Source organism: Vibrio sp. 070316B, from assembly GCF_013114115.1.
Taxonomy (GTDB): domain Bacteria; phylum Pseudomonadota; class Gammaproteobacteria; order Enterobacterales; family Vibrionaceae; genus Vibrio; species Vibrio chagasii_B.
In genome coordinates this window covers 1-23,752 of record NZ_VTYC01000027.1, presented here as the reverse complement: position 1 = coordinate 23,752, position 23,752 = coordinate 1, and the positions used below count along the sequence as shown (strand labels likewise).

Sequence of the window (23,752 nt, the reverse complement as noted above, 5' to 3'; positions counted from 1 at the left end):
AAACCCTTAGAAATAAGTCGCTTAGAAAGGCATCTTCATGCCTGGTGGAAGTTGCATTCCGCCAGTGATGCTAGCCATTTTTTCTTTTTGAGTTTCTTCAACACGACGAGCCGCATCGTTGAAAGCAGCAGCGATAAGATCTTCAAGCATCTCTTTATCGTCTTCCATTAGGCTTTCATCGATATCAACACGGCGAACGCTGTGGCTACCAGTGATTGTTACTTTTACAAGGCCAGCACCAGATTCACCTGTTACTTCCATATTTGCGATTTCTTCTTGAAGCTTTTGCATGCGCTCTTGCATTTGCTGGGCTTGCTTCATCATGTTGCCCATACCGCCTTTACCAAACATGTTAATACTCTCTGGTCTAATTGGTTTATTAAAATTTATTAAGCTATAAGCGCTTAAATGGGGGTTAAAGCAGTGTGATTCAACCCCTCGGTGTTCAGTTCTTCGATCGGCGTATCTAAGATGATACGCCCATCACTAAATCAAAATTAACGTTAGATAGGACGAACACTATCTCTGTCGAGCTCTGCAGCGAAGCGTCTTTCGATAAACTGTACGTTGGCATCGTTTTCCAAACTGGTAAACGCGTCTTTCAACTTACCTTGGTACAGCCTTTCTCGTAATTCTAGTGGTGTTTCACCACCATCACCGATTTCAACACTTAGATGACACTCTTCCCCGAGTACCGTATTCAGAGACTGTAACAGTTCACTCTGCGCTCGGTCCGTATTCAAGTGAGCCTGGCTCGATCTCAAGGTTAACGTTATCGATGTATCGTTTTTAGTAAATACAGAGTTCAACGCTAACTGTTCAACAAGCTTAGCTGTCTCTAGCTTTTGAATCGTGGCAGACCACTCATCTTGAGCAATCGACTCATTCAGCAGTTTTTCAACCATTTCTGGCGTTTTGACGTGCTCTAACGCTCGCTTGATCTGAGTAGGTGTAAGCTCTTTGCTCGCCTCTTTTACAACAGGTTTAGACGGTTTCCAGCGATAAGGTTCATTATCATTGGTAACATTTTCTGTCGGAGAGGTCGGTAAAGAAGCTGGCGACACCCGCTCAGAACCACCGTGTTGCTGAGCAACTCGGTCAAGAACTGAAGTTTTAGCAGGTGTCGCTTTAGCCTTTTTTGGCGCTGAACCTTTGCCATCCTGTGCTGCACTACCTCTACGCTGAGAGCGCAATTGGTGGCGCAAACCACTGACAGGTGATGCCGGACGAGCAGGCTGCCCTTCTGGAGCAGACGGTGCAACGTTTTGTGGCTGAGCCGGAGCTTGATTCTGATAGCTCACTTGCTGCTGAGGCTGTGCTTGTTGAGCCATAGGACTCATCGACTGCTCTGAACCGTAGCTAGGACGTTCGTCATAAGCTGGCGGCGCATCATACTGGCTTTGCGGGTAATCCTGCTCTGGATAACCTTGATGACCAGAATGCTCAGGGTAGCCTTGTGAATTCGGATACTGAGCCGGACTTTGCTGCGGAGCTTGTTGTGCAGGTTGCTGCTGCATCTGCGGCTGTCTCGGAGCGGCCGTTGGCGCTGGTTGACTAACCGGCTGAGCTTGACTCTGAACCGGCGCAGCAACAGGGCTTGTCGACTGAGTAGAGATAGCCGTTGCTACGCTTTGCTCTGCAGGCCTAAATGCCAACATGCGTAAAACCACCATCTCAATACCAACACGTGCGGTTGGCGATAACGGTAAGTCTTCACGACCTTTTAGCACTATCTGGTAATAAAGCTGAATATCTTGAGGGCTTAACGCTTTACTCAGCAGTTCAAGCTTCTCTGCGTCAGGCTGCGCTTTGTCTAAGGTAGACGGCAACGCTTGATACATGGCGAGACGATGAAGTTGCGCAGCAAGTTGATTCAGCAAACCATCCCACTCTACGCCATTCTCAGCCAAGTTTTGGATACAAGCCATCGCTTCTTGTGGCTGCTTACTGCTAATAGCCTCAAGTAGATGGATCGCTTGATCGGTATCTAATGTGCCAAGCATGTGCGCAACCGTATCAGTCACGACATTGCCGTTGCCTAATGCGATAGCTTGGTCCGTCAGGCTCAAGGCATCACGCATACTACCGTCGGCGGCATGAGCAATCATTCCAAGGGCACGAGACTCAGACGTTACCTTCTCTTGTTCAAGAATATGGTCAAGCTGCTCGTGAATATTATCAACGCTGATCGGCTTAAGATGGAACTGCAAACAACGCGACAAGATAGTCACTGGCAGTTTTTGTGGATCGGTCGTTGCGAGCAAGAATTTCACATACTCAGGCGGCTCTTCTAACGTCTTTAGAAGCGCGTTGAAACTGTGCCTAGAAAGCATGTGTACTTCATCGATAAGGTAAACCTTAAAGCGACCACGCGCTGGCTTGTACTGAACATTGTCCAGAAGCTCGCGGGTATCTTCTACCTTAGTACGTGATGCCGCATCGATCTCTAGTAGATCAACAAAGCGACCTTCATCGATCTCTTTACAAGTTGCACATTCACCACAAGGGGTTGAAGTAATGCCGGTTTCACAGTTAAGTCCCTTAGCAAACAAGCGGCCGATGGTCGTTTTACCGACACCGCGAGTTCCGCTAAATAGGTACGCATGGTGCAACCTATTTTGGCTAAGGGCATTCTCTAATGCTGTTAAAACATGGGCTTGACCAACCACTTCTTTGAATTTGGTTGGTCGCCATTTTCGCGCTAACGCAAGATAGCTCATGAATAATTCCGAAAAGGATTAGTGGCCGTCGAATTCGCAGATGCTAAACACTTCTAGACCTAAGCCTTCTAAGCGCTTGTCACCACCGATTTCTGGAAGATTAATTACAAATGCAGCGTGCTCTACCACACCACCAAGCTGACGAATCAACTTTGTTGTCGCTTCAATCGTACCGCCAGTTGCTAGTAGGTCATCAACCATCAGCACTTTATCGCCTTCAACGATAGCATCAGTATGAATTTCTAGTGTATCTGTGCCGTACTCAAGCTCATAAGATTGTCCCACAGTTTCACGAGGCAGTTTGCCCGGCTTACGCACAGGAATGAAGCCAACACCTAGCTCTAATGCTAAAGGCGCACCGAATAGGAAACCACGAGCTTCAGTACCAACGATCTTAGTAAAGCCCATGTCCTTGTATGTTTCCGCTAACAACTCGATAGTCGCTTTGTAAGCTGCTGGGTCTTCCATCAAGCTTGTTACGTCACGGAACAAAATACCCGCTTTAGGGTAATCAGGAATGCTTTTGATGCTTGCTTTGATCAGAGAGATTTTTTCTGTGTTCATAATCTTATGCACTTCATTAGGCCGCTTTCCAAACTCTGGTTAACGAATCAAACATCAACGCTTGAAATTAAGGAAAGGTACGATTGGTATTCATTGCAACGAGAGTCATAACTCTAATTGCTGAAATAATAAACGCCCGCTATACAAGCAGGCACACTGGCTTAATGGTAGTGATTTTCTTTGCTGTCAGCAACCAACTCATGGGTTGGAAGTCGCATAAACCATGTGAGAAGAATAACAAGTACACAAATTAGGAAAGCCTTGACCCAAATGAGTGGAGCAAAGTAGATAGATAACGCAAAACTCAACAAGATAAAGAATACGCCACGCGTTTTAACTTGCTTGGTGACAGCGCCGTGTTGGTACCAGTTTTCTAACAGAGGACCGAGCGTTTTATGCTCATGCATCCATTTGTGAACTTTTGGATTGCTTCGCATGAAACATGCACTAGCAAGAAGAAGGAAGGGAGTGGTTGGCAGAACGGGTAATACAATCCCTAGAACTGCGAGAAAGATACAAAGGCCACCAGCAATATTCAGGCTTAAAACTCGAACGCTAATTGTGGCCTCCTTGAGTTAGCTATCACCATTTGGCGACGACAGCTTAACTAAAATGTTGCGTAGCCATTAAATACACGGATCAACGTTAGTGTTGCTGGTAGTAATGGAATCATTAAAAATGCGGCTAGAAAGCCTAAAAAGTAGAATACATTAAACGGGTCTTTAAAGTCTTGATTATCTGCCATGATTGCTTCTTGTTTTTGTTAGTAAAGGTAAGTCCAGTGGCGAACCAAACCCGCTTTGCTAAATAGACATTTAACAAAAAAGGCATAGCCACACCATTTGCGCAACTATACCTTAATCAATTATTCACAAAAACCGAGGGAATATAGGGTTAATCGGTTGTCCCTTGATGGATATCCAAGCTGAAACTTGCCGCTCCAAGCAGGCTCAACGACAACTGACAGCCCTGCTCTATTGGCAAGTCTCTGGTGATAAAGTTCTTTTTACAGTTATCGCCTAAGCGTTCACCTGCTGCAATATGTTGATTCATTTCACCATTCGACCAACGCCCATCCAAACCCGCAGGCAAAATTGAGATGGTGCCCTCAGCGAGGTTAGCAACTCCAAACAGCGCGTTGACAGGTGTTGAACACGCCGAGCAGCGAATCCCTTTCTCCAAAATTTCAGCGATATCTTTGAGGTCAGCACTAAAATCTTTTCTGTTTCTTAAGTAATCGTGGAACAAAGCTCTCACTAACAAGGTAGTCGCAGAGCCACCATTTTCAGAAGACGCTGAATCGACAAGGTAGAAAGCAAACTGCCCATTCATCGTCCATGCATAATCAAATACAAGCGGCATCATTTCCGTTGATTGCAACAAACGGTAGCTGCAACGCCATGAGCCTTGTCTTGTGTCTTTGTCTGGTAACAACGCGTGCAACAAATCTCTTGCTGCGCTTGGGTTGTCCTGCAAGTAATTCAGGTGCCAATGTAACTCTTGGTCTTCCGGGATCTCTCCTCCATCATCCACACAAAACCACTGGCTTGAGAAATCTCGTTGATCTGAAAGGTTGTCGAACGAATCTGTTAATGTGTTGGCAATCGCACTGCTTAGATGACCGTGGTCCTCTAATGGCTTAGCTAAAAAGTCTTTAATACCAAATCGTAGTGCTTTCGCTACATCAGACATGTCATCTGTCGCAGACACCACAATCATAGGCAGTGATGGGTACTCTAAACTGAGCTCTTCTACAAGCTCGATACCGTCCAGGATCGGCATTGATAAGTCACACACAATTAAATCTGGCGCTGCATCTCTGAGCTTCTGCAAAGCGTCCAGTCCGTTTTCAGCCTCAACCACTTTATAACCAACCTTTTCAAGGTAAGCGCCGGTTATACGGCGAAAAATAGGATCATCATCAACCAACATTACGCATTTCTGGTTCATCACTTCCTGTGCCGAGGTCATTACTGGCTGACTGTGAGTTTTGTACATAATTTCTAACCTCACAAAACTAAGTCGAATTATTATTGTTATCTGTTCTAAGAACTAATATAAAACTTAGTAATAAAATGCTAAATACACAAATGTTCACTCTTTACTGGTAATTCGTGACAAGGCTTGGAATACTTGTAAATAGTGCAACAAGTTGACATGACGCAAACATTGATCTCAATGTTACGTATAAATTAGATGAGATTGTAAACAAATGTGTCTGGATTTATGAAATTAGATGATTTAAACCTCTTTCGACTCGTCGTTGAAAATGGGAGCTACACCGCAACATCGCGCAAGACTATGATTCCGGTTGCGACCATCACACGACGCATCCAAGCTCTAGAAGACTCGCTAAACCTGAGACTTCTCAATAGACACGCGCGTAAACTCTCTTTAACAGAGGCTGGCGAACGTTTCTTTAATGAATGCTCTCCACTGCTGCAACGTCTCTCTTCAACTGCTGAAGAACTGACGGATGTTTGTAAAGGTGCTTCCGGTAAGATCCGCATTACAGCGCCTTCCAACCTGACTAAGCGCATGATGATGCCAATGTTCAGCGACTTCATGACTCAATACCCAGATATCAATATTGAGTTGATGATGAACAACCAAGCTGATCAACTCGACCCTACAGAGTGGGACGTGATTTTCAGAGTAGGTCCGCAACGTGATTCAAGCCTCATCGCTCGAAAAATCAGTGAAGTAAAAGATATTCTTATAGCGAGCCCTGATTACTTAGCGAAGAACCCTGCACCGAGCCATGCTGAAGAACTGGCGAACCATTCATTGCTTAAAGGCTACCCACTGATTAAGTGGCAGCTAAGTAACTCGAATGATGAGACAGTAGTTAACAGTGAAAAAGGCCGCTTCAACGCAAACGCACTTAATGTGGTGAGACAAGCTTGTTCTGAAGGTCTAGGTATCACACTGATGCCAGACGTGATGATTCGCGAATACATTGAAGACGGTAGCCTAGTACAAGTACTGGAAGACTGGAGCGCTAACCCGCGTGACATCTACATGCTTTATAACCACAAAGACCATCTACCTGAGAAAGTTAGATTGTTTATTGATTTTGTGATCGCTTACCACATTCACTAGGTTAATCCCCTACTTCAAAAACAAAAAAACCAGAGCCGATGCTCTGGTTTTTTATATTCTTGCCACTAACGAAAACTAAGCGCCTTCGTTGTGTAACTCTAGGTTCGCTAGATCTTGTTGGATCTCACGCTGAATCTTAGAATCGTCATTACGTAGAGAGTCTAGGAAATCTAGGTACGCTTGGTCGATATCACCCGTTACATACTCGCCATTAAACACAGAAGTATCGAAACGCGCGATGTCTTGGTTGCCCATGCCTACCGCAGAAATCAAGTCTGGTAGCGTTTGGAAGATCAGAGCGTCTGCGCCAATCTGCTTACAGATCGTTTCATTGTCACGACCATGAGCAATTAGCTCAGTCGCGCTCGGCATATCGATACCGTAAACGTTAGGGAAGCGAACCTCAGGAGCCGCTGACACCATGAACACTTTGTTTGCGCCAGAGTCACGGGCCATCTCAATGATCTGCTCTGAAGTGGTACCGCGTACAATAGAGTCATCAACCAATAGAACGTTCTTATCCTTAAACTCAGAGCGAATTGCGTTGAGTTTACGGCGAACCGACTTCTTACGCTGCTGCTGTCCAGGCATGATAAACGTACGACCAACGTAACGGTTTTTCACGAAACCTTGACGGTATGGCTTGTCGATAGCTTGAGCGATACGCAGTGCAATGTCGTTAGAGGTTTCTGGAATTGGGATAACCACATCAATGTCTAAGTCTGAATACTCTTCTTTAATACGCTTACCGAGTAATTCACCCATCTCAACACGTGCGCTGTACACAGAGATTTTATCGATGAATGAATCAGGGCGTGCAAAGTATACAAACTCAAAGATACATGGGTTTAGTTGTGGGTTGTCTGCGCATTGCTTAGTGAAAAGCTCGCCATCGAATGTTGCATAGATAGCTTCACCAGGTGCCACATCGCGCATGAAATCAAAACCAACAGCATCCAGTGCTACCGACTCAGACGCTACCATGTACTCTGTTTTACCTTCGACTTCACGCTTACCTAGACACAGTGGACGAATACCGTGTGGGTCGCGGAATGCGATCATACCGTGGCCGATGATCATAGCTGTTACTGCGTAAGCACCACGAATTGTGCGGTGTACGTTTGATACAGCGCGGAAAACATCATCTGAAGTCACGTTACCTTTAACCGTATCGATCTCATGAGCCAATACGTTCAATAGCACTTCTGAATCCGAAGTAGTGTTCACATGACGACGGTCTTTTTCAAATAACTTTTCGCGAACTTCATTTGCGTTCGTTAGGTTACCGTTGTGAGCCAACGTGATGCCAAAAGGCGAGTTTACGTAGAAAGGCTGAGCTTCCGACGCGCTTGAGCTACCTGCAGTCGGGTAACGAACATGGCCAATACCAACGTTACCTTGGAGGCGTTGCATGTGTTTTGCTTCAAAAACATCTTTTACTAAACCGTTCGCCTTACGCAGACGGAAACGATTGCTTTCTATGGTACAAATACCAGCGGCATCTTGGCCACGATGCTGCAATACCGTTAAAGCGTCATAAATAGACTGGTTTACAGGTGTTGAACCCACGATTCCAACAATACCACACATGTCCTAATCCTCGATTTTTCGACATTAACTGGCGCTATAGCGCGCCAGATAAGAAACTAGATGTTGCTTGTAAATGCTCGAAGAACGGCGCAATGATTCGACTAAATTCCGGAACCAACTGCGAATTCTTCCACCACTCAGAACTTGGGAATGCAGTAAACGCATCCATGAAAAACAACACTGCAGAAACAATCAAAACACCACGTAAGCCACCAAAGACGACACCGAGGATTCTGTCTGTACCTGACAGGCCTGTTTTCTGAACTAGCTGCCCGATAACATAGTTAACTAAAGCACCGACAACTAACGTTGCAACAAACAATGCTGCTATCGCAGTTCCGTTTCGAAACATCTCATCTTCGATATTGGTGAAGTACACCGCTAATTTTGCGTAGTACTGGCTAGCAATAAAAAATGCTCCAAACCAAATAACGAGTGACAACGCTTCTTTAGCGAAACCACGAACTAAACTGATCACGGCAGAGAAGCCGATCACGCCTAAAATGACAAAATCTAACCAATTCATGAATTCTTCATCTTAAGTTGGCGCGCATTTTAACAGAAAAAATGCTGACGCAAACGTTTTCTTATGGATTTAACGGTTTAAATTTGAGCAATTGGCCTTTTGAACCCGTAATTTTTTCTAATTCCTTAATTTGTCGCTCAAGTTTGGATTTAGATACATCTGGGCCAATAATTACTCGCGTAAAAGTTTTTTCTTGCTTGGTGTGAGCCTGATAACCACGCTTTTGCAAATCCTTAACCACGCTTTTCGCGTTGTCAGCATTCTTCAAAGCCATCAATTGAATGATCCAAGCGCTGTCTTGGTACTCATTTTTTTCAGGTACTGGCTTAACCACAACCGCCACTTTATCTGCTTCTTTTTCAGAAGCCGATGCCGTTTGGGTTTCTGATGACCCACCGCTTTCGGCCACTCGCTCGACTGGAGAATCCGGCAGTGCAATCTGATCTTCCACTGGGTCAAGAACCTCAAACACTTCCACATTGCTATCAAGCTCGGGCTTAATAGGAATGCTCGCAAACTCTTCTTTGTAGTGAAGTTTTTTACCATCAAGCACATCTGGCAATACAATCACGCCAATGGCCACTAAAATGATGGTGCCGACTAAGCGGCTCTGAAATTTACTTGCCATCTAGTTTCCTTTTTTCTGCCAATGCTCCAGCACTTCCCCTACTGTATGGAAAGAACCGACCACCAACACGACATCGTCTTCACCTTTCGCTGATGCTAACGCCGCCTCAAACGCCGCAACCGGGTTTGTATGCTGCTCAACACCTTGAGGAAGGCTCTGACAAAGTTCAGCTGCCGTTGCTGCACGTGGCCCTTGTAGAGAAGCTGGGTACCAGTGTGTTGCAATTGGTGCTAACACTTCTAATGTTGCTGGAATGTCTTTGTCATGAAGCATAGCGACTACAACGTGCAAGTTCTTGCCCGCATATTTTTTAGTAACTTGCTGTGCAAAGTATTCTGCTGAATGTGGGTTATGAGCCACATCGAGCACAATCACAGGCTGGTCACTAATTTGTTGCATGCGCCCAGGAAGCTGAGCGTTCTTCAAACCATTAACCACGTTCACATCGCTAATATCTAACTCTGATGTGCCCAGTGCCATCAATGCCGTTGCCGCGTTCGGGAGTGGCAATGTTGGGATAGGAAGCGACTCCAGTTGGAATGCACCGCTATGCCAGTTCCAAGTATCGCCATCAACGGCATAGGTATATTGAATACCGACCTGATAAAACTCGGCTTTGATATCATCGGCGTGCGCAGCAACCGTCGCTGGAGGCTTAGGTTGACCACAGATAGCCGGCTTACCGCTACGATAGATTCCCGCCTTCTCAAAACCAATCACATTGATGTCATCGCCAAGCCAATCAACATGGTCAACCGCCAAGCTCGTAATGACAGACACATCGTGATCAACGATATTAGTAGCGTCTAAGCGCCCGCCGAGGCCAACTTCTAACAATACAACGTCGACCGCTTCCGTTTGAAAAGCGCGCAACGCAGCCAAAGTACCGTATTCGAAGAAGCTCAGGCTGATTTCACCACGTTCTTTCTCAATAAAGTCAAAAGACTGAACCATCTTTTCATCAGATAGATCTTGACCATTGATACGAACGCGTTCGTTGTAGCGAATTAAGTGAGGAGAGCTGTAGACACCAACAGAGTATCCCGCATCTAATAGAATGGCTTCCATCAGTGCGCACGTTGAGCCTTTGCCGTTGGTTCCGGCAACGGTAATGACGTGTTTAGCAGGTTTGGTAAGATTTGCCTTAGAGGCGACGGCCTGAACTCGGTCTAGTCCAAGATCAATAGCACTGGTGTGGATGTTTGATAAATAATCAAGCCACATCTCCAAAGAGGATGTGGCTTGAGGAATAGGTTGTTGACTCATCTAACTCATAACCATAATAAAGTTGGTTTGTTAGAAGGTACTTTACCCTTTTTCTGGCGCTTCTGGTACTTCATAAGCAGCTTCATTCGGTGAATCGTTCACAGAAACTACTAATGGTGAAGGCTGATTGGTCATTTTTGCAACTAGGCTAGCTACGCGCTGACGCATTTCACGACGGTCAACGATCATATCGATAGCACCGTGGTCTAGTAGGAACTCACTACGTTGGAAACCTTCAGGTAGGTCTTCACGTACTGTTTGCTCGATTACACGACGACCAGCAAAACCGATCAGTGCTTTTGGCTCACCGATATTGATATCGCCAAGCATGGCCAAACTTGCAGAAACACCGCCCATTGTTGGGTCAGTCATTACTGAAATAAACGGCAGGCCTTTCGCAGATAGACGCTCAAGTGCAGCACTGGTTTTTGCCATTTGCATTAGAGACATTAATGCCTCTTGCATACGCGCACCACCACTTGCAGAGAAACAAACTAAACCACAGTTGTTTTCAATAGCAGCATCTACAGCACGAACAAAACGAGCACCTACTACAGAGCCCATTGAACCGCCCATGAATGAGAATTCAAACGCACACGCTACGATTGGTAGACCTAGTAGTTCACCTTTCATTGCTACAAGTGCGTCAGTTTCACCACTGTTCTTTTGAGCAGCAGAGATACGCTCTTTATAACGCTTAGAGTCTTTGAACTTCAGTTTGTCTTGCGGCTCAAGATCAGTACCAAGTTCAACACGCTCACCTTTGTCTAGGAATGTTTCTAGGCGGCGACGTGCTTTCATGCGCATGTGATGGTCACATTTTGGACATACTTCTAGGTTACGCTCTAGCTCAGCATGGTAAAGCACCTGCTCACAAGAAGTACATTTAGTCCAAACACCCTCAGGGATAGACGCTTTACGAGATGTTACGATGTTGCTTTTTTCTAAAATCTTTTCAAGCCAACTCATGGAAGACCTTTTGTTTCGATTCTTCCGCTTGATTGCGAAAGAAATAAATTTGGGAATTATGCGAGGAGATTAAAGCACATAAAACAGCAAGTGTAGATAAAAAACTGGTTGTACCTATTTTCTTGAGCTATTTTACGCACGATTTCGCAATATTTTTTGAACCTAAGTCCCACATTTAGTTCAAATTATCTGGAAGAAACAGAGGACCAATTGGCTCTCTTGGAAGACCGAATTCTTCTGGATAATCCACATCAACTAAATAGAGACCTTCGGCTTTAGCAGTTGCTCCAGCCAACTTACGGTCTTTCGCTTCAAGTAACCACTTGATCCACTCTGGCTTCTGCTCACCTTTACCAACGGCAATTAGGCTACCCGTAATGTTTCTCACCATATGGTGCACAAACGCATTCGCCTTAATATCAATCACGATGTAATGGCCATGACGAGTCACGTTCAAGTGAATCATATTTCGCCACGGGCTATGAGACTGGCAGTGCGTTGCTCTAAACGACGTAAAATCATTTTCACCCAGCAAGTACTGACCTGCCTCATGCATCTTTTTCTCGTCAAGGTGACCATGATAATGGCTCACGCCTGAATTTAAGATTCCAGGACGCAGTGCATGATTGAAAATGATATAGCGGTAGCGACGTGCCGTTGCAGAGAAGCGAGCATGAAAATCTTCATTCACTTCTGTTGCCCAACGAACAGCGATGTCTTTAGGCATGTTGGCGTTTGCACCCATTGTCCATGCCACCATTTTGCGGTCGACATTGGTTTCAAAGTGAACGACTTGTCCCGTACCGTGAACACCGGCATCCGTTCGTCCTGCACATTGAACTTCTACTGGGTGATTTGCGACAACCGAAAGAGCCTTTTCCAATTCTTCTTGGACACTTTTCACGTCTCGTTGGCGTTGCCAACCAAAGTAGTGGGTACCGTTATATTCAATACCTAAAGCAATTTTCATGTTCTTGTTCTCTTTGAAAATGGGCGAGAAGTATATACGGAAATGAGTGCTATCCCAAATAGGATGGGACTAAATCTACAATATTAAAAGCACGACCCGCCAAAAATAAAGGGTAGCCAATGCTACCCTTTATATCTCGCTCAATTTATCGGCCGTTTAACGTATCGATAAGATTCTTAGCTTCGCGACGAATATCGTCGCTTCCGTCGACTATCGCTTCTTCTAGAAGCTTAATCGCGCCTTGAGAGTCACTCATCTCAATGTAGATTTTGGCGAGATCAAGCTTACCAGCGGCTTCAGCGTTACTATCAACATCATAGTTTCCTATATCGCCAATCACATCAGGGAATTCGTTAAGACCAACATCCAGCTTCAGCTCTTCTTCGTCTGGGTTAATAGCATCTTCACCTTCTTGCTCAACTTGAGCCATCAACTCATCGATGGTCATGTATTGCTTATCACGACTATTCGATGATTCGGTCAGGTTATCTTGCTGCGCCCAGTTCTCTTCTTTGATCTTAGGTTCAGCTTGCTGTTCTGCAGACGCCCAGATCTCTTGTTGATCATCCGGCACACCATCTTGCATGCTCGATTGCTGTTCTGGTGCAAGATTAAAACCTTTCCAATCTTCACCGCCCACTTCAAGCATTGCATCAATATCTAACCCAGCGCTATCAATCGATGTCGCATCTAATGGCTTCTCGAACATGTTGTCGACTGTGTCTTGAACATCTTCTGAAAGCAATTCAGCCAAATTAGTTTCATCAAAGTTATCGAAGCCTTCTAACGGCTCGTCTTCAACTTCATTCACCTCAGTGCTAGGTGCTAAAGGTGCGCTTGTTGATTCGTTCGCTTCTGGGAATCCAGCTAAATCTGCTTCATTGACACCCGAGAAATCATCCGCACCAGCAAAACTTTGTGGGTTCGAGAACAGGTCATGCAGTGCGTCTTGCTCTTCTCCCTGCGGACTAAAGGCAGTTAATGGCGTAGGCTTTTCTGCAAACGCATCAGAGATCGCTTCATCTTCACCGTATTCAGGCAAATCGAACTCGTCAAACTGTACCCCTTGCTCTTCTGCCACAGGCTCAGCACTGCTCTGCTCAATATCGTCTAAAACAGAGTCCGCTTTAGCGCTTTCTTCATCGTATTCTGGAAGGTCAAGATCATCGAACTCAAACTTCTCACTGCCATCCGATAAATCCTGCTCTAACTGAGCTTCATCAGGTTCACTAACAGCCTCTGCAAGTGCGTCTTCCTCACCAAACTCTGGTAGCTCAAAGTCGTCAAACGAGAATTCGTCTTCACTTGGTTGCTCTGTAGCTTCTGGTTGTGGTGCTGTTTCAGGTTGCGGCTCAGCTTGTGCTTCTGTGCTAACTTCTGCCTCAGCTTCCGCTAACGCGTCTTCTTGATTAAATTCTGGAAGCTCGAAGTCATCGAACGAGAACTCGTCTTCGCTCTGTTGTTCTACAACTTCTGGCTGTGAGGCTACTTCAGGTTGAGGCTCAGCTTGCAGTTCAGTGGTAGTTTCAGCCTCAGCTTCCGCCAACGCGTCTTCTTCATTAAATTCTGGAAGCTCAAAATCATCAAACGAGAACTCGTCTTCGCTCTGTTGCTCCGCGGCTTCTGGCTGTGTTGCTGCTTCAGGTTGTGGCTCAGCTTGCGCTTCAACGATAGCCTCTGTCTCGGCTTCAGCTAGTGCATCTTCTTCACCAAACTCTGGAAGCTCGAAGTCATCAAACGAGAATTCATCTTCGCTCTGTTGCTCTACTGGCTCTGGCTGCAGGGCCGTTTCAGGTTGAGACTCTGGCGTTGGTTCTTCAGCAGTTTCAGCCACTGCTTCAAAGGTGTCTTCGTCAATCAGCCAATCGTCGTCTTGTGGTACACCGAATTCATTTGGAATGATCTCTGGCATATTCGCAGCACGAACTGGCTCTGGCTCTGGCTCTGGCTCTGGCTCTGGCTCTGGCTCTGGCTCTGGCTCTGGCTCTGGCTCTGGCTCTGGCAAGGATTCAACAACATTATCAAACTCTTCGCTACCTTGAATCTTAGGTTCAAAATCAAAATCAGAGTCAATGTTCGATGGTGATTCTACATCGTTGATCGCTTCAGCTAGCCAGTCTTCAACTGTATCTTCATCATCGTCAGAAATGTCACCCAATGACGCAGGAGACGTAGCTTCACTCTCAAAGCTGGTTGCGATTTCTTCTGAGCTACCCAGTTCCGGTGAAGGCTCTAGCTCAGGATGTTCCTGCTCAAATTCATCAACACTGGTATTTTCAGAGAGTAACGAGTCGATATCTAACTCATCGCTTTCGACCTCTGGTTTTGTATCTCCGACCGCGGGTTCAATCACGTCAGATTGAGCTTGTTGTTCAGAAGCTTCTTCAACCACTTGGTCAAGTTCTGGCGTCATTAGCTCATCGATAAGCGCTTCATCGGTGGTTTCCAATGCGTCATCCAACAAAGCATCCGTTGCAGGCGCGACACCAAACATATCATCAATAAAGTCATCACGATTAAATGCGGCAGCTTCATCCTTAAGCTCAGGCTCTGTGCTATTTTCTATCGCTTCTGTACTTGCTAGCTCATCGTTAAGTTCGATGTCTTCCAAACTCGGGGCTTGTTCAGTACTTGCCGGTTGCTCCAACTCTGCTTCTGGAGATTCCAAAAACTCTGGGGCAGTAGAAGGCTCTGCAAGTAATGATTCAACATCAGCGTCAGCAAGGCTACTGACTTCATCACTCTGCTTGTCAAAATCAAATGCAGCTTCTAGCTCTTTATCAAAGGCTTGAACTTCGGGTTCAATCTCATCTTCAATACCGCTCGTCAGTAGCTCGTCGAACGGGTCAAGAGACTCTGTCGCTTGTTCACCATTCTCATCGTCAGATAGCTCACTACCCAACAATTCGTCCAAGGTTTCATCACTTTCAAGTGTGAACTTGGCATCATCAACGTCATCGTCAAGGAAATCATCAAGTAGGTCAGTGCTCTCTGCATCGAGTTCGAAGTCATCATCAGAATCACTTAGCAACTCATCCAACATGTCAGTGCTGTCTTCAGAAATGTTAAGTTCATCGTCGGTCGATAAGCCTGACAGTTCTTCCAACTCAGACAGAGCATCAAAACCTAGAGGTTCCCCTTCAGAATCTTCATCAGAGTCGCTCTCTAACATCTCATCAAGTAAGTCTGTCGAGTTACTTAAATCAACATCATCACCAGCTAATTGCTCGTCAAGCAGGTCAACACTCTCCTGCTCCTCTTCGCTTTCTACTGGCTGGTCAAACTGAGCTAAGATGTTTTCGATATCGTCGTCAGACGCCAAACCGCTGTTTAGATCTTTGGCACTGTCATCGTCGCTATCTAGGTTGAAAGGATCGTTCTGTTCATTCTGGGCAGCCACTTGCGCAAAGATGTCATCAATATCATCTTCAACACTTGTTGGCTCTAGTTGAGAGGTTTGTTGCTCAGAAATAAGTGCATCGATATCAAAATCATCGCTTGCAGACGTCTCTGTACTCGGCGTCGAATCACTTTGCTCTTCTGAGATCAGTGCGTCAATGTCGAAGCTGTCGTCGTCTTCGTCATCCAACGCGAACAGATCATCAAGCATCGATTGGTCCAGTTCGTTGGAGCCTAGGTCTTCTGTCTGAGACTCTTGAGATAGCAGAGCTTCAATGTCATCAGCAGACATTGAGTTGTCGTCCGACAGGTCAAAGTCACCATCATCAGAATCAAGTGCACTTTCTGCCGTCTTATCAAGCGCACGTTCCATCTCTTCTAGGCCAAGCGCTTTCTCTTCACCATTAACACTGATGCCGTTGCTGCTGTCTAAATCTAGATCATCGAAGTTAGTGTCTAAATCGCCGTTCTCACCAATGCTGGCAAACGGGTCATCGTCTTCACCATCAAGGTTGAAATCAAGGTCTGACTCATCTAGACCCGCAAACACATCGTCTTCATCAGCCAGTGCTTGATCATCAAACAGCTTATTTGCGTCATCTTCCGTACCAAACAGCTCATCATCGAGAGACAACTCATTGTCTAGGTCATCGATCTCATCGCCCAACATCATTGGAGCAGCGCTGCTTGGCTCTGGCTGAATAGGCTGGTCTTGCGTTGGTTGTTGCTGCTCTTCATTTTTAGAACGGCGCCCTAGCAAGATCACAATGATAAGACCAAGTAAAAGGCCTGGAATGATCGCAAGTGCAGCCACTAGCCAACCATTAGACAGCAACTGGTCAATCGCACTTGGCGCCATTTTTTCGATTTCAGCGTTCTTTCTACGCTCTTCAGCAAGTAACTTTTCAACTTCACTGCGAATACGGTCTTCGTCACTTAGTTCTGTCTTAAGAACATCCACCTCGGACTGCACATCCGATAGCATTAATCTAAGTTGGTGATTCTTCTCTTCCAGTGACAACAGCTCTGTTTCAGATAACTCTAACTGCTTCTCGAGTTTGTTCATGTCTTTAACAGGAGAAGTAGCAGCCACTGATTTTTGTACTGTTTCAGCAGCAGGGGCTGGTTTAGTAGCAACCGAACTTTTCGAACCTGCATTCGATTGATTGGAGGTTTGAGCTGCTTTTGGTTTGACTGCAGGCTTAGCGGCCGGATCATCCAGCTTGGCCAAGTGCGAGTTCATGATGTTGATGGCTTGCTGCGTAGAGCTTGCACGAGCTTGCTCTAAAGAAGGGACACGTAAATGACTAGCTGGCAGCAAGCTATGGATATTCTGGTTTTCAAACGCTTGTGGGTTCAGTCGGTAAATTGCCAACAAGGTTTGTTGGACGGAGACAGAGTTATCTGGACGCAATCTTGACGCGATAGACCATAGCGTTTCATTGCCACGAGTCGGGCCATAGAAACGAGAAGGCTCTGCGCTATTCGATTGAGCTCTTTGAAGAGGTTCTGAAAACGTAGGCGCTGATTGTATCTGACCATTAGGCCCTACAACTCGAATGGAATCTGCACGAACAACGGAAATCTGAGTCGCAATGATAACGGCAAAAGGTATTAACCACTGCTTGAAAATTTGAAACATAAAAGGCTCAGCTAGGTGCTTAAATTCGGATAAAGTGATGATCTATTAAATATATCGGATAAATGACGTAAAACTATAGAGATGAAAACAAAAAATGTGTTGCAGCGACAATATTCGCAGCAATTTCACACAATTTGACTAACAATATTTTTAATCGATTAAAAAAGCCCCACTAAAGAGTGAGGCTTGTTTATCAAAGCGGTGAAGCTTAGAAGTAATCGCGAATCAGAACTTCAGCGATTTGTACTGCGTTTGTTGCAGCGCCCTTACGAACGTTATCCGCAACAACCCACATGTTGATGCCGCTGTGATGGCTGATGTCGTTACGAATACGACCCACCATTACATGGTCTTTACCGCCAGCGTCACGTACTTGTGTTGGGAATTCCATACCATGGAAAACTTCAACACCTTCTGTGTTTTCTAGTAGTTGAACCACTTGGTCTGCACCGATTGGTGAGCGAGTTTCTACGTGTAAAGATTCTGCATGACCGTAGAACACAGGTACACGAACACACGTTGGGTTCACCGTGATTGAAGAGTCGTTAAAGATCTTTTGTGTTTCCCAAACCATCTTCATCTCTTCACGCGTGTAGCCGTTTTCCGTGAACTCATCAATTTGAGGGATACAGTTGAACGCGATCTGCTGTGGGAATGCTGAGTTTTCAGCTGGCATGCCGTTGAGAAGCTTAGCGGTTTGACCAGCAAGCTCATCGATACCCGTTTTACCTGCACCAGAAACCGATTGGTAAGTAGATACGTTGATACGTTCTAGGCCGACTTCATCGTGAATTGGCTTAAGCGCAACCAGCATTTGAATCGTTGAACAGTTTGGGTTCGCAATGATATTGCGGTTGCGGAACTCAGCAATTGCTTCTGGGTTCACTTCAGGCACAACCAGTGGAACATCGTATTCGTAGCGGAACTTAGATGTGTTATCGATAACGACCACACCTTCATCCGCAGCAACTGGAGCCCATTGTTCAGAAAGGTCGCCACCAGCAGAGAAAAATGCGATATGAACTTGAGACCAATCGAAGTCTGCAACGTTCTGCACTTGTATCGTCTTACCATTAAAGCGGTAAGTTTTACCTTCACTACGTTCACTTGCTAGTAAGTGCAGTTCACCGATAGGGAATTTACGCTCTTTAAGTACTTCAAGAATGGTTTCACCAACCGCACCAGTCGCACCTAAAATAGCAATATTAAATTCTTGGCTCATTGTTTCTCTCTTTTATAAAGTTGGCTTTACCATAAAACCGAGTTTAGCTAACGGTGCTAGATTACAAGAATCATCACCTGTTAACTCGACTGCACTGTACTCTCTGCGGTCCCAATATTCTTTACGCATCTTGTCAAAAGAACCTGGCGTAGCGATATTGCGACGGAATAAGGCATCGTCTTTGCGCACATCATAGATCAACTGAGTCAAATTGTGCAGTGTTGCTTCGTCCCAAGCTCTATCTAATTTCATTTGAGGCACAGGCGCTGTCGGCAATAGATCGCTCGCGTAAGCGCGTTGTTCACTGCCTAAGAACTCACAATAGCTGTTAAAGATCATCGTCGTACCGCGTGCTTTGCCCTCTAGACCGTAGCCCGCTACGTGAGGTGTTGCAAAAGCGAGTAAAGGAAGCAGCTCCATGTCGACTTCAGGTTCAAACTCAAATACATCAAGGACGGCCGTGAAGCCATCAGCTTTTTGCAGACGAGCTTTTAGCGCTTGGTTATCCACGACAGGGCCGCGAGCCGCATTTATCAGGATTTGATCCGCACGCAAGTTATTTAGCACTTGCTCATTGATTAAGTGATGCGTTGGGAATTCACCCGTTTTAGTGATTGGCGTATGCAGCGTGATAACGTCAGATTGCTTAAGCAGCGTTTCTAGTTCTGTAAACTCACGAGTGTCACCCTCTTGCTGTTTTAGAGGGTCGTTCAGTAGAACTTTAATACCAATACCTTCAAGGCATTTTGCTAAGTAGCTGCCCACTTGACCACAACCAATAATACCGACTGTTTTATCAAATACAGAGAAGCCTTGTTGCTGCGCAAGAACCATCATTGCACTGAACGCGTATTCAGCCACACCTACCTTGTTACAGCCCGGTGCCGCGGTAAAGAAAATGCCACGCTCTTTCATCAATTCTTGGTCGACGTGATCCATACCTGCCGTCGCGGTACCGACAAACTTCAGTTTATTGGCTTTGCTGATTAATTCTTCGTTCACCTTGGTGACAGAGCGAATCATCAGTGCGTCTACGTCAACCAGATCGTCCGCAGTTAATGTGCGACCAGACTTCATTGTCACTTCACCTAGCTGGCTAAAAAGCGCTTCTGCATAAGGCATGTTTTCGTCGATTAAGATTTTCATTTGGCGAGTACTTTTGTTGGGGTCTATCGACCTTAATGTGAATTGAAATGATTGTGCAAAATTCCACACACGGTGTCGAGTAGCAAATGGAATACGTTATGAATAAAGGCTTGTTGAGATAAGGATTGATTGCCCTACGCAGCTTTTACTACTCAAGCCTAAAACGAAAAATGCCCGATTGAATTAACAATCGGGCAAACATCCAGAACAAAAGGATCCTATCTCGCTCTCCAGGAGACAGAGTCTGCGTCTGTTCGACCAGTACTGACCAAAGCCACTACTGATCAAGCTCTGGAAACCTTTCCATTTCTAAACCTATGTTTAGAAAGCTTTGTTCTGTGGGTCATGGTTAATGGGTTACCTGTGCGTGTTGAAACTGCACTCGCGTCACCCGTTAACAATTAACCTTTGTCTATCTAACTCAAGCCTAATTAAGCTTGGTATTTTTTGATTACTAGCGTTGCGTTTGTACCGCCGAAACCAAAGCTGTTAGACATAACTGTTGTTAGCTCTTGCTCACGAGCTTCAGTTACAATGTCTAGGCCAGCAGCTGCTTCGTCTAGGTTAGAAACGTTAATGCTTGGAGCGATGAAGCCGTTGTCTAGCATTAGCGTTGAGTAAATCGCTTCGTGTACGCCAGCTGCACCTAGAGCATGACCTGTCATCGCTTTAGTTGCTGAGATTGCTGGGCTGTTGCCACCAAATACTTCTTGGATAGCACCTAGCTCTTTCACGTCACCAACTGGAGTTGAAGTACCGTGAGTGTTCACGTAGTCAACGCCATCAACGTTTTGCATTGCCATCTTCATACAACGAACCGCGCCTTCACCAGAAGGAGCAACCATGTCGTAGCCATCTGAAGTTGCGCCGTAGCCTACGATCTCACCGTAGATTTTCGCGCCACGAGCAACTGCGTGCTCAAGCTCTTCGATTACTAGCATGCCGCCGCCACCAGAGATAACGAAACCATCACGGTCTGCATCGTAAGTACGAGAAGCCAGCTCAGGAGTGTCGTTGTACTTAGTAGAAAGTGCGCCCATTGCGTCGAACATCATAGTCAGAGACCAATCTAGTTCTTCACCGCCACCAGCGAATACTACGTCTTGCTTACCTAGTTGGATAAGCTCCATTGCGTGACCAATACAGTGTGCCGATGTTGCACATGCAGAACTCATAGAGTAGTTCACACCACGGATTTTGAAAGGAGTTGCTAGACAAGCAGAAACCGTTGAAGCCATTGTACGTGGAACCATGTATGGACCAACACGCTTAACGCCTTTCTCACGGATGATGTCTACTGCGTTTACTTGGTTAAGAGAAGAAGCACCACCAGAACCCGCAACGATACCGGTGCGGTCATTAGATACTTGCTCTTCTGTTAGGCCAGCGTCTGCAATTGCTTGCTCCATTGAAAGATAAGCGAATGCCGCTGCATCACCCATAAAGCGCATCTTTTTGCGGTCAATATGGTCAGCAGGGTTCATTTTAAGGTTACCCCAAACTTGAGAGCGTAAGCCGTTTTCCTTGAACTGCTCTGAAGCGGTAATACCAGATTTACCCTCTTTCAGTGATGCTAAAACTTCTTCGACGTTGTTACCGATACTTGAAACAATACCCATACCGGTGATTACGACTCGTTTCATGTGACATTCCTATAATTCTAAATTCAGCTAGATGATAACTAAGAAGCCCAACAAAAGTGGTCAGCTTTCCTAGAAATTCGTACAATCCCTACCAACATATCGCTTCAAATCACAAAATGATAGATTTTATGACTTCAATTACTAATGCTGAGCTGGAATGGAATGAGTCTGGCACGCCAGTTTCAGACCAATTTGACGACGTTTACTTCTCCAACGTGAATGGTTTGGAAGAGACTCGTTACGTTTTTTTAAAGCAAAACCACCTTCCAGAGCGTTGGCTTGAACATGATCAGCGCCGTTTTGTGATCGCTGAAACTGGCTTTGGTACAGGCCTCAACTTTCTTGCGGTTTGGCAATGGTTCGATGCTTTCCTTAAAGATAACCCTCAAGCTATTACCAAAGAGTTACATTTCATCAGTTTTGAGAAATATCCTTTAAACAAAGAGGATCTCATCAAAGCGCACCAAGCGTGGCCTGAATTAGCCGAGTATGCGACGCAACTCCAAGAACATTACCCTATCGCTCTGCCTGAATGTCACCGCATTGTATTGGGCGATGGCACAATCACATTGGATTTATGGTTCGGTGATATCAAAGACTGTATGCCAAGCGTGCCTACGCCAAAGAAAGGTTTGGTGGATGCATGGTTCCTAGATGGATTCGCCCCAAGCAAAAACCCAGAGATGTGGAACCAAAACCTATTCAATGGCATGGCAAAGCTAGCCAAACAAGATTGTAGCTGTGCGACTTTTACCGCGGCCGGTTTCGTGCGTCGTGGGTTAATTGAAGCTGGCTTTGAGATGAAGAAGGTCAAAGGCTTTGGTACTAAGCGCGAAATGATTGCAGGCCGACTTGGCGAAAAACATGCCCATACCAATATCAAACCTTGGTATGGCTTATCAGAGCACAGCGACTCACAAGACATCGCGATCATCGGTGGTGGTGTTGCCAGTGCTGCATTAGCCAAAACGCTAAGCCGCCGCGGCAAGAACATCACCCTTTATTGTGAACATCCACAAGCTGCTGGTAACGCCTCTGGTAATAACCAAGGTGCAATTTACCCGCTATTAAGTGAGGCGACCTCAAACGTTTCGCGTATATTCGGCCCTGGATTGTTGTTTGCACGTCAGTTCATCAATCAAGCGGCAAAGTCTATTGAATTTGATCATAACTGGTGTGGTGTGAACATTTTGATGTGGGATGAAGGCTCGACTAAGAAGCTCAATCGCATGTTGGAAGGTAATTTCCACACCGATCTGATTCAGCGTTTATCACCAGAGCAAGCAAATGAAAAGGTCGGTTTGCCAGTTGATAAAGAGAGTGTCTACTTTCCTCTGGGTGGGTGGTTAAGCCCACTTCAGCTTACTCAACGCCTTATTGGTCAATTAGAAGAAACCAATAAAGTAAGTACACACTATCAACACCAAGTGACTCAGTTAGAGTGGCTCGAAGCTGAACAACAATGGCAACTCACTATTGAGACACCACGAGGTGAGATTCAAACTAAACATGACCAAGTAGTTGTTGCGAACGGCCACAAGTTCACTCAGTTTGAGCAGACTCAACCTGTGCCTCTGACTCCAGTTAAAGGTCAAGTGAGCCACATTCCGACCACGGAAAACCTCAACAAACTCAAAACCGTGTTGTGCTTTGATGGTTACTTAACACCACAAAACCCAAACAATGGGCACCATTGCATTGGCGCAAACTACGACAAAACCAACATCGACCAAGAGTTTGACATTGAGGTTCAACAGCACAATGGTGAGCGCCTGCACGGATCACTGCCAGACCAAGAGTGGACAAAAGAGGTCGATACCAGTGGCAACCTAGCGCGCCAAGGCATTCGTAGCGTAAGCCGCGATCACCTTCCGTTTGTCGGTAACGTTGGCGACTTTGAAGCCATTAAAGAGCAATATCAGAATCTGCATAACTTTAACCCACAACGTGACTCGGTAGATGATGTTCAAACGGTGACAAGCTTCCCTAACCTATTCTGTTTTATCGGTTTAGGCTCACGAGGGTTAAGCTCAGCTCCATTACTTGCAGAAGTGTTAGCATCACAAATCTGTGGCGATCCACTACCTCTACCAGCTGATGTGCTGGAAGCCATCCACCCTAGCAGAATGTGGGTGCGTAGGCTGCGTAAAGGCAAGGCGCTAACGGCTGGATGGGTTGCAGATAAACAGGCGAACGCCAATCAATAGCTGATGTATTGTTCGTTCAGTAACTCTGAATATCTGTAATGAAAAAGCCCGAGTGTGAACTGACCCCCAATAGTTGGACACCAATTATTGGGGGTCTTTTTATGTCCAAATATAGCCGAGAGCTAAAATGTATCATTGCTAAGCAATATTTAGATGGC

At 45.6% G+C, this 23,752-nt stretch carries 18 protein-coding genes; 2 read left to right on the top strand and 16 right to left on the bottom strand.

Annotated elements, in window-relative coordinates; translation table 11 throughout:
• Positions 1 to 21: 21 nt before the first annotated feature.
• The 6 genes from F0251_RS18250 to F0251_RS18225 form a co-directional block, all read right to left on the bottom strand.
• The gene (locus F0251_RS18250; RefSeq protein WP_004740648.1) at positions 22 to 351 is read right to left on the bottom strand and encodes a YbaB/EbfC family nucleoid-associated protein; all 330 of its coding nucleotides are present in this window, start codon (positions 349 to 351) and stop codon (positions 22 to 24) included.
• Between the two features lie 152 nt (positions 352 to 503).
• A complete protein-coding gene (gene dnaX, locus F0251_RS18245; protein ID WP_171731523.1) occupies positions 504 to 2,720 on the bottom strand; it encodes a DNA polymerase III subunit gamma/tau in 2,217 nt (738 codons plus the stop codon).
• Positions 2,721 to 2,738: 18 nt separating this feature from the next.
• The gene (apt, locus tag F0251_RS18240) at positions 2,739 to 3,284 is read right to left on the bottom strand and encodes an adenine phosphoribosyltransferase (protein ID WP_171731522.1); all 546 of its coding nucleotides are present in this window, start codon (positions 3,282 to 3,284) and stop codon (positions 2,739 to 2,741) included.
• A 161-nt stretch (positions 3,285 to 3,445) separates the two neighbouring features.
• Positions 3,446 to 3,817: a YbaN family protein gene (locus tag F0251_RS18235; protein ID WP_032498517.1), complete on the bottom strand. Its 372-nt coding sequence runs from the start codon at positions 3,815 to 3,817 to the stop codon at positions 3,446 to 3,448.
• Between the two features lie 74 nt (positions 3,818 to 3,891).
• Positions 3,892 to 4,029: a hypothetical protein gene (locus F0251_RS18230; RefSeq protein WP_004740644.1), complete on the bottom strand. Its 138-nt coding sequence runs from the start codon at positions 4,027 to 4,029 to the stop codon at positions 3,892 to 3,894.
• A gap of 149 nt (positions 4,030 to 4,178) precedes the next feature.
• Positions 4,179 to 5,282, bottom strand: coding sequence for a response regulator (locus F0251_RS18225; protein WP_137407834.1), 1,104 nt, complete (start codon positions 5,280 to 5,282; stop codon positions 4,179 to 4,181).
• 228 nt (positions 5,283 to 5,510) lie between these two features.
• Between F0251_RS18225 and F0251_RS18220 the strand changes: the two genes are divergently transcribed.
• On the top strand, positions 5,511 to 6,386 hold the full coding sequence (locus F0251_RS18220; RefSeq protein WP_061033732.1) for a LysR family transcriptional regulator: 876 nt from the start codon (positions 5,511 to 5,513) through the stop codon (positions 6,384 to 6,386).
• A gap of 75 nt (positions 6,387 to 6,461) precedes the next feature.
• On the opposite strand, the gene purF is transcribed toward F0251_RS18220, so the two are convergent.
• From purF to fabB, 10 genes are all read right to left on the bottom strand, one after another.
• Positions 6,462 to 7,976 carry an amidophosphoribosyltransferase gene (purF, locus tag F0251_RS18215; RefSeq protein WP_008220291.1) on the bottom strand — a complete coding sequence of 505 codons (1,515 nt, stop codon included), beginning with the start codon at positions 7,974 to 7,976 and terminating at the stop codon, positions 6,462 to 6,464.
• A gap of 34 nt (positions 7,977 to 8,010) precedes the next feature.
• Positions 8,011 to 8,502 (bottom strand): CvpA family protein, encoded by a 492-nt coding sequence (locus F0251_RS18210; protein ID WP_004740640.1) that lies wholly within the window; start codon positions 8,500 to 8,502, stop codon positions 8,011 to 8,013.
• 61 nt (positions 8,503 to 8,563) lie between these two features.
• Complete coding sequence (locus F0251_RS18205) at positions 8,564 to 9,130, bottom strand: SPOR domain-containing protein (protein WP_171731521.1); 567 nt, start codon at positions 9,128 to 9,130, stop codon at positions 8,564 to 8,566.
• Positions 9,131 to 10,396: a bifunctional tetrahydrofolate synthase/dihydrofolate synthase gene (folC, locus tag F0251_RS18200; RefSeq protein WP_171366556.1), complete on the bottom strand. Its 1,266-nt coding sequence runs from the start codon at positions 10,394 to 10,396 to the stop codon at positions 9,131 to 9,133.
• A gap of 42 nt (positions 10,397 to 10,438) precedes the next feature.
• A complete protein-coding gene (gene accD / locus F0251_RS18195) occupies positions 10,439 to 11,365 on the bottom strand; it encodes an acetyl-CoA carboxylase, carboxyltransferase subunit beta (protein WP_004740637.1) in 927 nt (308 codons plus the stop codon).
• Positions 11,366 to 11,540: 175 nt separating this feature from the next.
• The gene (truA, locus tag F0251_RS18190; RefSeq protein WP_008220283.1) at positions 11,541 to 12,335 is read right to left on the bottom strand and encodes a tRNA pseudouridine(38-40) synthase TruA; all 795 of its coding nucleotides are present in this window, start codon (positions 12,333 to 12,335) and stop codon (positions 11,541 to 11,543) included.
• Positions 12,336 to 12,480: 145 nt separating this feature from the next.
• The gene (locus F0251_RS18185) at positions 12,481 to 17,376 is read right to left on the bottom strand and encodes a FimV/HubP family polar landmark protein (protein ID WP_171731520.1); all 4,896 of its coding nucleotides are present in this window, start codon (positions 17,374 to 17,376) and stop codon (positions 12,481 to 12,483) included.
• 208 nt (positions 17,377 to 17,584) lie between these two features.
• Positions 17,585 to 18,598, bottom strand: coding sequence for an aspartate-semialdehyde dehydrogenase (locus tag F0251_RS18180; protein ID WP_061033729.1), 1,014 nt, complete (start codon positions 18,596 to 18,598; stop codon positions 17,585 to 17,587).
• Between the two features lie 12 nt (positions 18,599 to 18,610).
• Positions 18,611 to 19,744 carry a 4-phosphoerythronate dehydrogenase gene (locus tag F0251_RS18175; RefSeq protein ID WP_171731519.1) on the bottom strand — a complete coding sequence of 378 codons (1,134 nt, stop codon included), beginning with the start codon at positions 19,742 to 19,744 and terminating at the stop codon, positions 18,611 to 18,613.
• A 431-nt stretch (positions 19,745 to 20,175) separates the two neighbouring features.
• Positions 20,176 to 21,387: a beta-ketoacyl-ACP synthase I gene (gene fabB, locus F0251_RS18170; RefSeq protein ID WP_004737973.1), complete on the bottom strand. Its 1,212-nt coding sequence runs from the start codon at positions 21,385 to 21,387 to the stop codon at positions 20,176 to 20,178.
• A 56-nt stretch (positions 21,388 to 21,443) separates the two neighbouring features.
• On the opposite strand from fabB, the gene mnmC reads away from it, so the two are divergent.
• A complete protein-coding gene (gene mnmC / locus F0251_RS18165) occupies positions 21,444 to 23,594 on the top strand; it encodes a bifunctional tRNA (5-methylaminomethyl-2-thiouridine)(34)-methyltransferase MnmD/FAD-dependent 5-carboxymethylaminomethyl-2-thiouridine(34) oxidoreductase MnmC (protein ID WP_171731518.1) in 2,151 nt (716 codons plus the stop codon).
• Positions 23,595 to 23,752: the final 158 nt, after the last annotated feature.